Origin of the sequence: Streptomyces sp. NPDC090106 (genome assembly GCF_044747265.1) — a bacterium.
Classification (GTDB): domain Bacteria; phylum Actinomycetota; class Actinomycetes; order Streptomycetales; family Streptomycetaceae; genus Streptomyces.
In genome coordinates, this window is the sequence record NZ_JBIVDS010000021.1 from 1 (window position 1) to 14,102 (window position 14,102).

Below are 14,102 nucleotides of genomic sequence, written 5' to 3' on the forward strand. Positions count from 1 at the left end.
CCGCCTCGAACAACACCGCACCCTCCTCGACACCACCGGACGCCTCCAAGCCAGACGCCGCGACCAACAAGTCGACTGGACCTGGACCATGGTCCGCAACGCACTCCTCACCCGCCTCCACGCCGACCCCGAGGTACGCGCCCTCACCCCCGGCCTCGAACAGCAGGTCAGAGCAGGCGAGTTGACGGCCACCCTCGCGGCAGAACGCATCCTGAACGCCTTCGGGTGACCGGAGCGCGAACGGCCGGGGAAGGGCGGTCGAGTGCCCTGAACGGGTGCCAGGGGAGTCAGAGTCGGAGCGCGGTTCCGTGCACGGCGTGCTGGTCACCTCGGGGCGCCGTGGTACCCGTTGGAGCGCGAGTTGCGCGAGCGACTGCCCGCGCCCGAGGGCGATCTCGTTGAGGGCGGTGACGCGTCGGCGGTAGATGTTGCCGATGGCGTCGGGGGGCGACTGGCCCGATGCCTGGGCGGGCGTCCCGCAGTCGAGGGGCAGGAGACAGCCGCCGTCCGTGGTCGGTCCTCTCAAGGTGTGGCGAGAGCCTGAGCAGGGAGTGTCAGTGGCCTGCGGCATGATGCGGCGCATGTGACTGCCCGTCCGATCAAGGGTGTTCGAGGGCGTCGGCTGCAAAGGGGAGGAGCGCTGTGCGCAGGCCAGTCTCAGGTCAAGTTCACGTGCACTACAGGCAGATCTACGTCGAGAGCGATCCGGACATGGGCACCTCGGGCCTCTCCGAGGCGTTCGCAGGTCAGAGCGGAGGGTTGTGCGGGGCGGCGGTCCCGGGTGAGCTGTTCCTGGTCACCGGACTGCACACGGGCAGCGTCGGCTTCGTCGTGGAGGTCCACGACGAGGAACCTGCGCTGGACCCCGTCTGGGAAGACGTGGTGGAGGTGTCCTTCCAACCGGTATCGGACCGCACCCACTTGGTTCAGTGGGCGGGCGAGGCCGCGTGGGACTTGCACCTTGACCGCACCGACTACCGGGTGCGGTACTGCGCCCAGGGGATGGACGAGGGCCACGAACTCGACACCAGGGTGGCCGGGGAACCACAGACCGAACGCTATCTCCTGCAGTTCTGGCCGGCGCCGCCCGGCCCGGACCGTGTGATCCGTCAGACCTCGCAGAGCGCCGCCTACTGGCACCGCTTCGCGCGTGAGCTTCCCCCACCGCCGACACCGCAGCAGCGCGCCGAGACCGAACGCCTGGCCCGTCAGACGGAGGAGCGGGCCGCGGAGGAGCGGCGACTCGACGCCGAGAGATGGAAGTGGGGCGGCAGGCTGCCCAGTGAGAGGTTGCGCGGCGTCGGGGGCAATGTCCAAGGACTGCTCCGCTTCGACAGCGACCTGGTGCACACGCTCGATACAGCGGGATCCGAGGTCCAGCGGGCAGCAGCGTTGTTGGCCGCGCGGAGGGCCTGTGAGGCGGCGGGCTTGACCGGTGTTCTATGGGTCGACCAGGCGCTCGACGCCTTGACGCGGGGACATCCGCTGCCGCCGCCGTTCGACGACACGGATCGGATGTGGGCGGCCCTGGGCTGTGATCCACAGGTTCCGGAGCGGTCGGTGCCCGCGGCGGTACCTCCAGAGCAGCCGCCCTACCGTCCACCGACGGGTCCGGCGGAGGCAGGGGCGGTGTGGATCCCGGCTGAGGGGCCTGAGGACAGTGCGAGGAGTCGGCAGGGCCTCGGTCGGGTATTGGGTGCGCTGGTGGCAGCAGCGCCGGCCGAGAGGCTGACATCGAAGAGGGAAGTGCGGTGCGGCGCCGTCGCGGCGGAGCGCGTCGTCGGCGCTTCGCGTGGCCCTGAGCAGATCTCACAGCCGTACTTCGCGCTCCCCGCCGTACTCGCTGCCGCCGAGCCCGACCCGCTCAGGGCGTCACTGGACGCGGTATGGCACGCGGTCGCAACGTTCGGAGAGGACTACCCGGAGCTGCTGGAGGAAATCCGGTCGGTGTGCGTCGACAAGGTGGGGGAGTAGGCGGGAGCTGTTGTCCTGCCCCAGGTGCTTCCCCGAACGGGCTCAGGATCGCACGAACGAGGTCAGGCTCGTACAGCGGTGAGCCCCGAGCGGCGAGAGGTCGCCACCAGGGGTTTCCGTCCCGTCTATGCGGTGGGCCGTCGAGAGAGGGGAGGACCTGATCGACCTTGAGCTTCACGGGGCCGCTTCGCACCGGTCCCGGAGCTCGCCCGGTCGGCCTGGGAGAGGTGGCTCGCGGGACCACCGGCCGCCATGAACGCTTGGGCCGGCCTCGATACCCGCCGATAGAGGCCTGGCACGGTTTCGCGCGTGAGCGAGGCTGCCAGCGATCTCACTGCGACCAGCCGACCGGCCATGACTACGTACTTGACGGCCGATACGTCACCGATACACCGGGCCTGCACCTGGCACTCGGCGAGGCGGTCAACGGCCCCGGCGGCTGCCTCGCCGCCCTGGACGACTGCCGGGGCGGCATCGTCGGTTACTCCGCCCCGCCGCGCAAGCGTTCCAGTTGGCGAACGGGTGGACGCGCCGTCGCATGGTCGCGGTACCCGCCGATCCGCCTGCAACGGGCGTGAGCGCGTTGCCCGTCGAGCCGGGGGACACGCTCTGGCTAATTGTCCCACGGTCGCCGCCTGCGCCGTCCGGCAAGCCTTGCCGGACGGCGCCCCGATCTGATCCGCGGCCGGAAGTGTTCGCCGGGACCCCCTCGCGAGTCAGCGTCGAGTGTGGTGAGCCGACTGTCCTGCTGGGCAGGACGCCGACCGCCTGGGTGGGCGGAGCTCCCGGCGCGGGCGGCGGTGGAGACCTTGGGGGCGAGGCGAGGTGCGGGCATCTGTGACATCCGGTGTTGACGGTTCCACGAGCTCTCTGTACCGTTAGGTACACACTGTACCGAGCGATACACGCTGAACCTATCGGTACACTCCTTGCTCGTGAAAGGCGCAGAAATGTCTCGTCCTCCGCTTCCCCCGTTCACCGAGGCCACCGCGATCCAGAAGGTCCGCGCCGCCGAAGACGCGTGGAACACGCGTGACCCCGAGCGCATCTCCCTCGCGTACAGCGAGGACAGCTGGTGGCGTAACCGCTCGACCTTCGTGCAGGGCCGCGCCGCCATCGTCGACTTCCTCGCCGGCAAGTGGGACCGGGAACTCGACTACCGGCTCATCAAGGAGCTGTGGGCGTACACCGGCGACGTGATCGCCGTGCGCTTCGCCTACGAGTACCATGACGCTACTGGCCAGTGGTTCCGCGCCTACGGCAACGAGAACTGGCACTTTGACAAGGACGGCCTGATGACCCACCGCCACGCGAGCATCAACGACGTCGCCATCGATGAGTCCGAGCGCAAGTTCTTCTGGGACGCATCCGGCCCGCGCCCGGCGGACCACCCCGGCCTGAGCGAACTCGGACTGTAATGGCACGAACGGTCCTGGACCGCTCGGACGTCGTCCGAGCCCTCGCGGGCGTCTTCCGCAAGCGGGGTTTCGAAAGCGGCTCACTGTCGGTCATCCAGCAGGAGACCGGCGTCGGCCGGGGCAGCCTGTATCACTTCTTCCCCCAGGGGAAGACGGACATGGCCGCTGCCGTCCTCGAACAGGTCAGTGAGTGGTTCGAGGAACGGATCTTCACCCCCCTGCGCACCGCCCACGACGCCACCGAGGCGATCGAGGCGATGTCGCGGGAGGTGGGGCAGTACTTCACCTCGCGTGAGCGCGTGTGCCTGTTCGCCGCGATGACTTTGGGTGAAGAGCAGGACACGTTCGCCGACGCGGTGCGCACCTACTTCACCGACTGGGTCGACGCTCTCGCGGGAGCATTGCGCACCGGCGGTCTTTCACCGCAGGAAGCGGCGGACCGCGCGCTGGACGCGGTCGCGGCAATACAGGGCGGGCTGATCCTGGCCCGTGCATACGGCGACGACGCGACGTTCCTCGGAATCGTCGCCCGCACCGAGCAGCACCTGCTGGCTCCCGCTCGCTGAGCGGACACCCCGAACCGACGTCAGCCGGGCGATCGGTCCCGTCCGCCCCCCCCACGTAACAGCACCCGCATGCGGCTGATCGCTCGGCCGCTTGCCGCCTCCACCTCCGACCGGCCCCTACTTCCTGCCCGCCGGCTCCCCTGGCCGGCACACCTCGCCGCTGTCGTCCTACCGGCGAGGGTCACCGTCGCGGCGAAGTCGCCGAGACGCCATGCGTGCCGCCACATCCCTGCGGCACAGACAAGGAGCAGCACATGCCGTTCGTCACCACGCAAGATGGCACCGAGATCTTCTACAAGGACTGGGGCCCGCGCGACGCCCAGCCCATCATGTTCCACCACGGTTGGCCGCTGTCCTCGGACGACTGGGACGCGCAGATGCTGTACTTCCTCACCAATGGCTACCGCGTGGTCGCCAGCGATCGCCGCGGACACGGGCGTTCCTCCGACATCGGCTCCGGTCACGACATGGACCACTACGCCAGCGACGCCGACGCCGTCGTGCAGCACCTGGACCTGCGCAACGCTGTGCACATCGGTCACTCCACCGGCGGCGGACAGGTCGCGCGGTACGTGGCGAAGTTCGGCCAGCCCCAGGGCCGCGTCGCCAAGGCGGTACTCGTCGCAGCGGTACCCCCACTGATGGTGCAGACCGCCGATCACCCCGACGGTGTTCCCGTCTCGGTCTTCGACGGCTTCCGCGAGGCCCTCGCGGCCAACCGGGCAGAGTTCTTCCACGCGGTGGCCTCCGGCCCCTTCTACGGGTTCAACCGTGACGGCGTCACGCTCTCGCAGCAGGTCGTGGACAACTGGTGGCGCCAGGGGATGACCGGAAGCGCCCTTGCCCACTACGAGGGCATCAAGGCGTTCTCGGAGACCGACCAGACCGAAGACCTCAAGGCCATCACCGTGCCGGTGCTCGTCCTGCAGGGCGACGACGACCAGGTCGTTCCGTACCAGCAAGCCTCCCTCAAGCAGGCGGAGCTCCTGAAGGACGCGACCCTGAAGATCTACGAGGGCCTGTCGCACGGAATGCTCACCGTGAATGCCGGCGACATCAACCCTGACATCCTCGCCTTCATCCAGCAGCCCTGACCGCACCAGCGCCGAGACGTTCACGATCGTCACCCGCCAAGGGCCCGATGACCGTGAACGTCTCAGCTCAGCCGCCACCCCCAGGCACGTCCAAGCGGCTGCGTTCAGCTGGTTCCGGTTCGCGTCCCATCGGCGCCACGGGGACACGCCAAGTGCGCTTCCGGAAGCGGCTGTTCACCAGCTGGCTGGGCGGTACGTTCCCTAGCGGGATCGTGTGCCAGCACTGAGGGGGGATGCGTATGGACTGGAGTTCAGCGGTTTCGACGTCCATCGGCGCCGCGATCGGCATCGCGGCCACGCTCATCGCCGACCGCAATCGCTGGCGCCGGGATGCGTCCGACCGGGCACTCGAAGTGCGGCGGGAGGCGTACACGGAGTTCATGTCCGCCATGAACGAGGCCGGTGAGGCCATCCGCGCCGTCAGCCTCGGCGATCATCCGAGGGACGCTGCACTGGACTCCGTGGTTCGTGAGGCATTCCGGTCCTCCGGCGTTCACACCTCCCTTGAGCGCCTGCGGCTGGTGGCCCCGCCGGCAGTGGAGAGCGCTGCGGATGCCGCGTTCCGTTCCATGCGCCGCCTCCGCGATCACTATGCCGCAGGCAGAGCGCCCGACGAAGCCACGGCGCACTCCGCGCGCGGAGAGCTTGAACGGAACTTCCGGACCGCGCGCGACCTGATGCGCAAGGACTTGGGCGCGGCAACGGACTAGGCCTCGGCTGGAGAAGGCCTGCGGCCCGCGTCCGTTTGCAGGTTGCCGGCGCTCGGGATGGGCTTGGGCTTCGTCTCCTCCTGCCCTCAAGCGGGTTCATGCGACGGGGAGTTCCGTATGCGGTGCCGGTGTCGGTGGGCGCGCTCCTTTCAGGACGGCAGGTTGTGCACAAGACTGAAAGACAGCCGTAACACCCGAGGGAATGGGGCGTCCTGGGCCTCTGGTTCTCGCTGGTATGAGCATCGGAGTAGCACTCAACGCCAGCGACGCCGCCAACCAGGTCGATGCGACCGTTGTTCTGGCGCGGGAAGCCGCGGAAGCGGGGCTGCGGTCGGCGTGGTTCGGCCAGACCTTCGGCGCGGATTCGCCGCAGCTCGCCGCACTCGTCGGCAGGGAGGTCCCGGGCCTCCACGTGGGCACCTCGGCGATCCCCGTCTTCGGCCGCCATCCACTGCTGGTCTCCAGCCAGGCCCAGACCGCCCAGGCCGCCACCCACGGCCGCTACCATCTCGGACTGGCGCTCGGTACGAAACTCCTGACCGAGACCGCATTCGGAGTCCCCTTCGAGCGGCCGGTCCGGCGACTGCGTGAATTCCTCACCGCTTTGCGGCAACTGACCGAGACCGGAAGCGCCGACTTCCACGGCGAACTCCTCACCGCCACCACTCCCATCCCCGCCCGGGTTCCGGGCGCCGAGGGCGGTGTGCCGCTGCTGGTTGCCGCGATGGGTCCGCAAGCGCTGCGCGTCAGCGGTGAACTCGCCGACGGGATCCTGCCCTACCTGGCCGGTCCGCGCGCGCTGAGCGAACACATCGTCCCGGCCCTCACCGCGGCGGCCGAGGCCGCGGGCCGTCCCGCGCCCCGCGTGGTGGCCCTGGTGTACGGGGTGGTCACCGACGACGTCGACACCGTTCGTGAGAAGGCCGCCGAACAACTCGCCTTCTACGAGCAGTTCCCGTCCTACGCGCGGGCCATCGAGCTCTCCGGCGGGCAGCACGCCATCGACGTGGCAGTGATCGGTGACGAGCGGGTGGTGGCCGCCGAGGTGCAGCGCTACCGCGATGCCGGCGCGACCGAGGTGGTGTTCTCCGGCACCGACATCGCAGGCGAGGCCGACCGGCGCCGAACCTGGGCTCTCCTGGGAGAACTGGCGAACTGACCGGCATGCGGGCGCCCGCATGCCAGGCGGCCATCAGGCCACCGACACTCCGGTCCGCCCTGATCGAACAGGTCCCGGAACGTCTCGGTGTGCGCCAACGCCGGTGTCGACGGCACGAGCGTATGCGCGACCGTGATCGTTCGACTGGTCCCGCCGGCGGTGTGGATCGTGGCAGGCCGGTGCATCCCCACCCGCCCGTCGATCGGCAGGCCGCTCAGCCGGGGCGCCCGCGACCGTGCGCTCTGCCGGGGGTCGGGAGCGGTCATCGTGCGACCAGATCCCTTGCCGTCCGCCGTACATGCTCCAGCGCCCCACGCCCTTCCTCCGTGGTGAACCACCGTGTGTGTTCGGTGAAGTAGGCGCGCGCCAGCGCCGTGTTGGCCGTGGACCGGGTGACCTCGTGGAAGTAGTGCATCTCGGACAGGGCGAACTCGGCGTTGATCAGCGGGAGGAGAGCGGGCAGGGCTTCGGCCTGCGCGCTGGTGAGGGAACGCACGGACGCGTAACCCTCCAGCAGTGCGGTCATGTGTGCGCGCTGTGCGCGTACCTGGCCGTCAGGCAGATCGAGCCAGTTGAAGGTGTTGCGCTCCAGCGCCACCGCGAGGTCGTGTACGGCCGTGGTGCGGTCGCTCAGGTTGAAGTCCAGCACGGTGGAGACCGTGGACGTCTCGCCGCTTCCGTCCCACAGCAGGTTGGAGGCGTGCCAGTCGTTGTGGGTCCACAGGGGTTCCAACTCGCCCAGGTACGGCACGAGTTCCGCATGGAGGGGGAGGTGCCAGCGTTCCAGGTCGGGCTGGAGAGGCGCGGTTTCGAGGGCGTCGGCCAGGGCCGGGCGGTGTGCCGTGTAGGCGGCGAGGGCGGTCGCGGCGTCGCTCGAGTTGAAGATGGTGAAGGAGGCGACCAGGGGTTGCGGCCGGCGGACCGGGGCGTCGTAGCCCTGGGCGGCGAGGTGGCAGCGGGCGAGTGCTGCTCCGGCCTCGCGCGCGTGGGACGTGGAGGTGAACGGTGTCCAGGACAGGGCGTCCTGGTAGAGGTCGTGGCCCGCGCCGAGCGTGTGCACCTCGTAGGTCCACTCACCGCGCGCGGCGGTGGCGAGCACGTCGACCACCGGTGCGCCCCGGGAGCGCAGATGACGCAGGAAGCCGTGCTCCTCCCTGAGGCCGTCCAGGGTGCGGACGGTGACGTGGTGCCGTTTGAGGAAGACGCGTCGCCCGTCGTGCTCGACGACGGCCGCGGCGGAGAGCGGGCGGGGGCTGTGCCAGTGGAGGCGGGCGGGCCCGCCGAGGATGTCGGCTGCTTCCTCGGCGGTGATCGGCGCCCAGTCGGGTGCGACGCGTTCGTAGCCCAGTCCATGGGTTGCCGGCGGGGGAGGAGAGGGGGCCGGGGTGGAGGCGCGGGTCATGGCTGGGCTCCTGCGGGGGCGGCGAGTGCGGTCAGGACCTGTTCCTCGACCGCGGCGGCGGTGACCGGGTCCAGGGTGCGGGCGGCGCCGTCGGTGTGCGCGGGGCGGGGCACCTCGATGCGGGCGGTCACCGAGGCGGGGCGCGGGGACAGGACATGGATGGTGTCCGCGAGGAGTACGGCCTCGCGGATGTCGTGCGTGACCAGGACCACCGTCCAGCGGTATTCCTGCCACATGCGGGCCAGCCAGCGCTGGAGGTCGGAGCGGGTCAGCGAGTCCAGGGCGCCGAAGGGCTCGTCGAGCAGCAGGAGGGGGCGGTCGAGGACGACCGTGCGCAGGAGCGCGGCGCGCTGGCGCATACCGCCGCTGAGCTGGGAGGGGTAGCTCTTCTGGAACCCGTCGAGGCCGAACGCCTCGAACAGCGCGGCGGCACGGAGGCGCGCCTGCGCTCTGGGGACGCCCTCGGCCTCAAGTCCCAGAGAGGTGTTGGCGAGGACCGTGCGCCAGGGGAAGAGCAGATCCTTCTGCGGCATGTAGGCGACCCGGCCGGACCGGGTGCGCGGAGGCTCGCCGTCGATGAGGATCTGCCCGGAGGTGGGCTGCTCCAGCCCGGCGACGAGATTCAGGAGGGTGCTCTTGCCGCTGCCGCTGGGGCCGATCACGGCCGCGAACTCGCCTGCGGCGACGTTGAGTTCGAGTCCGCTGAGGACGTCGAGCCCGTCGTAGTCCTTGTCGACCCGGCGCAGGTGCAGCCGGGGGACGGGCGGTTCGGCGGCAGGACGGGGGCGGGTGTCGCTCATGAGTGGTGGTCCTTTCGCCGGGCGGTCCGTTCCCAGGGCAGCACCAGGCGCTGGAGGAGATAGGTGCTCGCGAACAGGGCGATGCTCAGGGCGGCGGTCACCGTGATCGAGGCGAAGACGAGGTCGGTGCGGAAGGCGCTCTTCTGCGCCTGCATGTAGATGCCGAGCCCGTTTTCGGCGCCTGCGTACTCGGCGAACACCGCGCCGATCACGGCATAGGTGACGCTGACGCGCAGCCCGGCGAAGAAGTACGGCATCGCGCTCGGCACCCGCACCATCGTGAACGCCCGGATCCGGCCCGCCCCGAGGGAGCGCAGCAGCCGCATCGCCTCGGGGTCGGCCGAGGCGAACCCGGCGGCGAGGTTGGCGGTGAGCGGGAAGAACGTGCAGAGGGTGACCACCAGCATCTTGGGGAACAGGCCGAAGCCGAACCAGATGATCAGCAGCGGGGCCACGGCGACGACGGGGATCGTCTGGGAGGCGACCAGGAGGGGGTACAGCCCGCGGCGGGCCCAGGTGGAGAAGTCGAGGAGGGTGGCGACCAGCCAGGCCGCCACGAACGACATGCCGAATCCGGCCGCGGTCTCCTGGAGCGTGGGCAGCGTCGCCGTCCACAGATCCTGGCGGTTCTCCCAGCCCTGCACGACGACGCGCCACGGGCTGGGCAGGACGGTCGGGTCGACGGCTGCCGCGGTGGTGTAGATCTGCCAGACGGCCAGCAGCACCGTCACCACGACGAGCGGGGGCAGGATCACGGCCGGGGAGCGGATCGCCCCGCGCCCGGCCGCGCGGCGTGCCGGTGCGGACGGTTCCGGCTTCGGGCCTTGGCCCGTTTCCGCGGCTGCGGTTTCGCCGGCGTGCTCGGCCGTCCCGGGATCTGCCGGCTGGGGCGCTGCCGTTACGGTCGGTGGCCGGGTGGCCGGGGCGCCGGTCACGACGACTCCGGCAGGTAGTCGTTGGTGAACCACGACGAGGTGTCGGGAGCGGAGGTGAGCTTCTTCCCGTTCGCGTCGCTCAGCAGGCCGGACTTGTACTCGAAGTCGGCGAAGGCCTGCCAGCGTTCGGCGCTTTGGGTCCCCAGCGTTCCGTCGGCCGTGCGGTAGTAGGAGTCGGCGAGCAACTGCTCGCTCTCGTGCACCAGTTCGGTGTTGGTCAGCACGCTCTTGTTCGCCTTGATGAGGAGATCGGCGGCCTTCGACGGGTTCTTCACGGCGTAGGCGTAGCCGCGCTCGACGACGGCGAGGAACTTCTTGGCGGTCGCGCCGTTCGCCTTGAGGTACTGGTCGGAGGAGGCGAGGAGGGTGGAGTAGATCTGCGGGAAGCCGTAGTCGGTGAGCTGGAAGTCCTTGAGCGGCTTGCCCGTCAGCTTCGCCTCCAGGCCCTCCCAGGTGGGCATCGGCATGGCGAAGTCCGCCTTGCCCGCGTAAAGGGCCGTGTAGGCGGCGGTGTTGAGCGCGACGGAGGTGAACTCTCCCTTGCCGCCGTCGTTCTTGATGACGGCCTGGAGCAGAGGCTTCTCGTAGGCGGCGCCGAATCCGGCGTACGTCTTGCCGTCGAGGTCCTTGGGAGAGCTGATGTCGTCCCGGTCGGCGGAGACGGAGATCGTGACGTTGGTCTTCTGCGTCACGGCATAGACCGAGGTGATGTCCTGTCCGGCCGAGCGGGCCGCGGTGATGCCCTCCTGGTAGGAGATGCCGAAGTCGGCCTTGTGGCTGGCGATCAGCGTCTCCGGTGACGTGCTGCCGTAGGGAAGGATCTTCAGGTCGATGCCCGCGTCCTTGAACCAGCCGAGCTGCTGGGCGACGTAGATGCCGGTGTGGTTGGTGTTCGGGGTCCAGTCGAGAGCGACGCTGACCTCCTTGAGGTTCTGCTTACCGTTCTCGGAGGCGGCCGTGCCGGAGCCGCACGCGGTGACGGTGAACAGGGCGCCGGCGGCGGACACGGCGAGGGCCAGACGGGTCGTGCGGCGCGATATGCGCCGGGCGGGCTCGGAGTTGTTCATGGGACGGGCTCGTTTCCGGGAGGGCGGGAGGGCGGGAGGGCGGGAGGGCGGGAGGGCGAAGAGGGGCAGGGGAGGAGGCGTGCTCAGCCGTGGGAGTGGGCTGTGATGGCCTGGCCGTCCAGTGGCTGGTCGGCGGCGGGCAGGAACTCGGTGGTGTAGGAGCCGCGCCAGCCGTCGGCGGAGGGCAGGATCCCGTGGGACGCCAGCCAGTCGGCGTAGGGGCCTGTGCGGTCCTCGCCGATGACGCCCCAGCGTCCGTCGGTGCCGGTCCAGGTGGGGGCGACGAGATCCAGGGAGCGGGCGATGAGGGGGCGCGGGAAATAGGGGATGACGCGTTCGAGGAGCGTCAGCGTGCCGGTCCGGTCCGAGGCGGCCGCGGCGAAACCCCGGGCCGTGGCGGCCAGGAACCGCTGGACGGCGCCCGGGTCGGCGGCGACGGTCGCCTCGTGCGCTCCGAGCAGGTAGCTGTGATAGCGGGGGGCGCCTATCTCGTCCACGGGCCATGTCACCCGGCGTTCCTCGGGCAGGTCGCCCCGTAGCGCGTCCCACGACCAGTACACGCCGAACGTGGCGTCGGCCTCGCCCGACTCCAGGTCGTCGACGGTCAGTTCACGGTGCCCGGCGTCCACGGTGATCACGGCGTCGGGGTCGCCGCCGTCGGCCGCGACCAGATGCCGCACCAGGGCGCGGCCCCGGGGGGTCGGGTTGTAGGCCAGGCGGCGCCCGGCCAGGTCGCGGGGGCGCTCGATACCACGGCCTGTGACGGTCTGTACGGCCTCCAGCGCCCGGTGGTTGACAGCGGCCAGACCGAGCAGGGGCTGCCCCTGCGCCCGGCGCACCAGCAGACGGTTCGGCGGGAAGAGTCCGAAGTCGGCCTGACGGGTGGCCAGATACTCCAGGGTGTCCCCGCGTCCGGGGTCCTGCACGGACAGTTCGACTTCCAGTCCGGCCTCGCGGTACCAGCCGCGTTCTCGCGCGACGAACAGACCTGCGGAGTTGGGCCAGGGGTGGAAGTAGTCGAGCATGACGCGGATGTGGGACATGATCTCGCTCCGGTTCGGGGGTGGGGCGGTCGCGGGGGTGGTCAGCTGTGCCGGTGGCGGACGCCGGGATGGTCCTCGGGCAGGCGCGTGCGCCCGGCGCCGTGTACGTGCTCGCGCAGAGTGGCGCCGTCGTACTCGGTCCACACCCGTCCACGGCGCTGGAGTTCGGGGACGACGAGGTCGACGAAGTCGCGCAGGGTGACGGGTGGCACCGGGTCGGCGATGTTGAAGCCGTCCAGGTCCGCTTCCTCCGCCCACCGCTCCAGCGCGTCGGCGACCGTCGCGGGGGAGCCGACGAAGACCGGGCCGCCGCCGCCCACGCCCACGAACTCGGCGATCTCACGGGGTGTCCAGGTGCGGTCGGGGTCCAGCCGGGTGAACACCTCCAGCAGTCCCCGGATGCCCTCGGTGTCCGCGTACTTCAGAGGTGTGTCCGGGTCCAGGGCGGAGAGGTCGATGCCGAGCAGCGCGCTGTAGCGGGCGAGGCTGCCCTCCAGGGAGGTGTAGGAGCGGTACTCCTCGTACTTGGCGGCGGCCTCGGCGTCCGTGGCGGCGACGATCACCGTGGCGATGGCGAAGAAGCGCAGCCCCCGCGGGTCGCGGCCGGCGTCCGCCGCTTCGGCGCGGACCGCGTCGACGAGTGTGCGGGCGAGGGCGGGACTGTAGGCGGACAGGAAGACACCCTCGGCGTGCCGTCCCGCGAAGCGCCGGCCGGCCGGTGAGGTCCCGGCCTGGTAGAGCACCGGTGTGCGCTGGAGGGACGGTTCCGACAACGCGATGTCGGGGACGGAGAAGTAGGTGCCCTCGTGGCGCACCGGACGGACCTTGGCGGGATCGGCGAAGACACCCGAGGCCGCGTCCCGCACGACCGCGTCGTCGTCCCAACTGTCCTCCCACAGCCGGTAGACGACATCCATGAACTCCTCGGCCACGGCGTAGCGTTCGTCGTGCGGGATCTGCTGCCGCAGACCGAGGTTGCGGGCCGCGCTGTCGAGCGCGGACGTGACGATGTTCCAGCCGATCCGCCCCTGCGTGAGATGGTCCAGCGTCGTCATCTTCCGGGCGAACGCGTACGGCAGCTCGTAGGTCGAGGAGACGGTGACCGCGAAGCCGAGGTGGGTGGTCGCGGCGGCCAGCGCGCTGACGAGGAGCAGCGGGTCGCCGCCGGGAGTGTTGATGCCGTCGCGCAGGGCGGCGTCCACGGACCCCTGGTAGACGTCGAGCGGACCGAGAGCGTCGGCGATGAACAGCGCGTCGAACCGGCCCCGTTCGAGGAGCCGGGCCGTCTCGGTCCAGTGCGCGAGCTCCCGGTAGCGGTGCGCCTCGCTGTCGGGATGACGCCACAGCCCCATCGCGGTGTGGCCGACGGTCGACTGACGGAGGCCGTTGAGACGTAGGCGGCGGGGAGCGTCGCCACCGGAGGCGTCCGGGGCGGCGGGGACTGCGGAAGGCATGAGGGTGCTCCGTATCAGGGCGGGTGCAGCGTGGGGCGCGGAGGAGAAGAGCGTCCGTGGCGGCCCGGACTACCGCCCGCAAGGCGGGGCGGTGTCGGGTACGGCTCTGGGGCGTGGGGATTCGGCCGAGTGATGGCGCGGAGCCACAGGCGTGCGGTGGCCGGGAGCCACGGCTCACCGGGGCGGCGGAAGAGGCCGTTCAGCCGGTGGTACAGCAGGAACTGGCGCAGCGCCCGAGATCGACGTGGCGGCGCACGGTGAGAAGCAGGGCGCGCCCGGGGACGGCAGAGCGGGTCAAGGGCGGGCGGACGACGGCGATCGGGTTCATCCGGGGGCTCCTTTCCCGCTGTGCGGTCGGTGGTGGTGGTCGTGCCGTGGGCTTACGGGAGGACGCGATGTCCGTCGGGTCCCGGGGCGGGGCGCGTGCGGCCGGTCACCTGGCCTTGTGCGCTGGGGTCGCGGCTGCGGTTGTGTGTCACA

Annotated in this window: 12 protein-coding genes and 2 pseudogenes; 8 read left to right on the top strand and 6 right to left on the bottom strand. The window is 70.3% G+C overall.

Features of this window, described 5'->3' with window-relative positions; genetic code table 11:
- The 8 genes and pseudogenes from ACIPSE_RS42975 to ACIPSE_RS43010 all read left to right on the top strand — a co-directional run.
- A pseudogene (locus ACIPSE_RS42975) lies at positions 1–229 on the top strand (methylmalonyl Co-A mutase-associated GTPase MeaB); the annotation flags it as partial.
- Between the two features lie 443 nt (positions 230–672).
- A complete protein-coding gene (locus ACIPSE_RS42980) occupies positions 673–1,974 on the top strand; it encodes a hypothetical protein (protein ID WP_401674603.1) in 1,302 nt (433 codons plus the stop codon).
- 148 nt (positions 1,975–2,122) lie between these two features.
- Positions 2,123–2,468 (top strand): annotated as a pseudogene (locus ACIPSE_RS42985) (hypothetical protein); the annotation flags it as partial.
- 456 nt (positions 2,469–2,924) lie between these two features.
- Positions 2,925–3,392, top strand: a complete 468-nt coding sequence (locus tag ACIPSE_RS42990; RefSeq protein WP_401674606.1) for a DUF1348 family protein — start codon at positions 2,925–2,927, stop codon at positions 3,390–3,392.
- A complete protein-coding gene (locus tag ACIPSE_RS42995; protein ID WP_401674609.1) occupies positions 3,392–3,958 on the top strand; it encodes a TetR/AcrR family transcriptional regulator in 567 nt (188 codons plus the stop codon). Before ACIPSE_RS42990 ends, ACIPSE_RS42995 begins: the two co-directional genes overlap by 1 nt.
- 254 nt (positions 3,959–4,212) lie before the next feature.
- A complete protein-coding gene (locus ACIPSE_RS43000) occupies positions 4,213–5,052 on the top strand; it encodes an alpha/beta fold hydrolase (RefSeq protein ID WP_401674612.1) in 840 nt (279 codons plus the stop codon).
- Positions 5,053–5,291: 239 nt separating this feature from the next.
- Positions 5,292–5,762 carry a hypothetical protein gene (locus tag ACIPSE_RS43005; RefSeq protein WP_401674615.1) on the top strand — a complete coding sequence of 157 codons (471 nt, stop codon included), beginning with the start codon at positions 5,292–5,294 and terminating at the stop codon, positions 5,760–5,762.
- Positions 5,763–5,997: 235 nt separating this feature from the next.
- Entirely contained in the window at positions 5,998–6,921 is a 924-nt protein-coding gene (locus ACIPSE_RS43010; RefSeq protein ID WP_401674618.1) for an LLM class F420-dependent oxidoreductase, read from the top strand.
- Between the two features lie 262 nt (positions 6,922–7,183).
- On the opposite strand, the gene ACIPSE_RS43015 is transcribed toward ACIPSE_RS43010, so the two are convergent.
- From ACIPSE_RS43015 to ACIPSE_RS43040, 6 genes are all read right to left on the bottom strand, one after another.
- Positions 7,184–8,323, bottom strand: coding sequence for a phosphotransferase enzyme family protein (locus tag ACIPSE_RS43015; protein ID WP_401674620.1), 1,140 nt, complete (start codon positions 8,321–8,323; stop codon positions 7,184–7,186).
- Positions 8,320–9,123 (bottom strand): ABC transporter ATP-binding protein, encoded by an 804-nt coding sequence (locus ACIPSE_RS43020; RefSeq protein WP_401674623.1) that lies wholly within the window; start codon positions 9,121–9,123, stop codon positions 8,320–8,322. The genes ACIPSE_RS43015 and ACIPSE_RS43020 overlap by 4 nt, the downstream gene beginning before the upstream one ends.
- Positions 9,120–9,878, bottom strand: a complete 759-nt coding sequence (locus ACIPSE_RS43025) for an ABC transporter permease (RefSeq protein WP_401674626.1) — start codon at positions 9,876–9,878, stop codon at positions 9,120–9,122. Before ACIPSE_RS43025 ends, ACIPSE_RS43020 begins: the two co-directional genes overlap by 4 nt.
- Positions 9,879–10,054: 176 nt before the next feature.
- Positions 10,055–11,125 carry an ABC transporter substrate-binding protein gene (locus tag ACIPSE_RS43030; protein WP_401674629.1) on the bottom strand — a complete coding sequence of 357 codons (1,071 nt, stop codon included), beginning with the start codon at positions 11,123–11,125 and terminating at the stop codon, positions 10,055–10,057.
- Positions 11,126–11,208: 83 nt separating this feature from the next.
- Complete coding sequence (locus tag ACIPSE_RS43035) at positions 11,209–12,168, bottom strand: ABC transporter substrate-binding protein (protein WP_401674632.1); 960 nt, start codon at positions 12,166–12,168, stop codon at positions 11,209–11,211.
- Between the two features lie 41 nt (positions 12,169–12,209).
- Entirely contained in the window at positions 12,210–13,622 is a 1,413-nt protein-coding gene (locus tag ACIPSE_RS43040; protein WP_401674635.1) for an LLM class flavin-dependent oxidoreductase, read from the bottom strand.
- Positions 13,623–14,102 lie beyond the last annotated feature (480 nt).

Bases quoted from the DNA above. Each gene is read 5' to 3' on its own strand.
- ACIPSE_RS43010 (WP_401674618.1), top strand. From the start codon at position 5,998: ATGAGCATCGGAGTAGCACTCAACGCCAGCGACGCCGCCAACCAGGTC.
- ACIPSE_RS43005 (WP_401674615.1), top strand. From the start codon at position 5,292: ATGGACTGGAGTTCAGCGGTTTCGACGTCCATCGGCGCCGCGATCGGC.
- ACIPSE_RS43040 (WP_401674635.1), bottom strand. From the start codon at position 13,622: ATGCCTTCCGCAGTCCCCGCCGCCCCGGACGCCTCCGGTGGCGACGCT.
- ACIPSE_RS42995 (WP_401674609.1), top strand. From the start codon at position 3,392: ATGGCACGAACGGTCCTGGACCGCTCGGACGTCGTCCGAGCCCTCGCG.
- ACIPSE_RS43015 (WP_401674620.1), bottom strand. From the start codon at position 8,323: ATGACCCGCGCCTCCACCCCGGCCCCCTCTCCTCCCCCGCCGGCAACC.
- ACIPSE_RS42990 (WP_401674606.1), top strand. From the start codon at position 2,925: ATGTCTCGTCCTCCGCTTCCCCCGTTCACCGAGGCCACCGCGATCCAG.
- ACIPSE_RS43020 (WP_401674623.1), bottom strand. From the start codon at position 9,123: ATGAGCGACACCCGCCCCCGTCCTGCCGCCGAACCGCCCGTCCCCCGG.
- ACIPSE_RS43030 (WP_401674629.1), bottom strand. From the start codon at position 11,125: ATGAACAACTCCGAGCCCGCCCGGCGCATATCGCGCCGCACGACCCGT.
- ACIPSE_RS43000 (WP_401674612.1), top strand. From the start codon at position 4,213: ATGCCGTTCGTCACCACGCAAGATGGCACCGAGATCTTCTACAAGGAC.
- ACIPSE_RS43035 (WP_401674632.1), bottom strand. From the start codon at position 12,168: ATGTCCCACATCCGCGTCATGCTCGACTACTTCCACCCCTGGCCCAAC.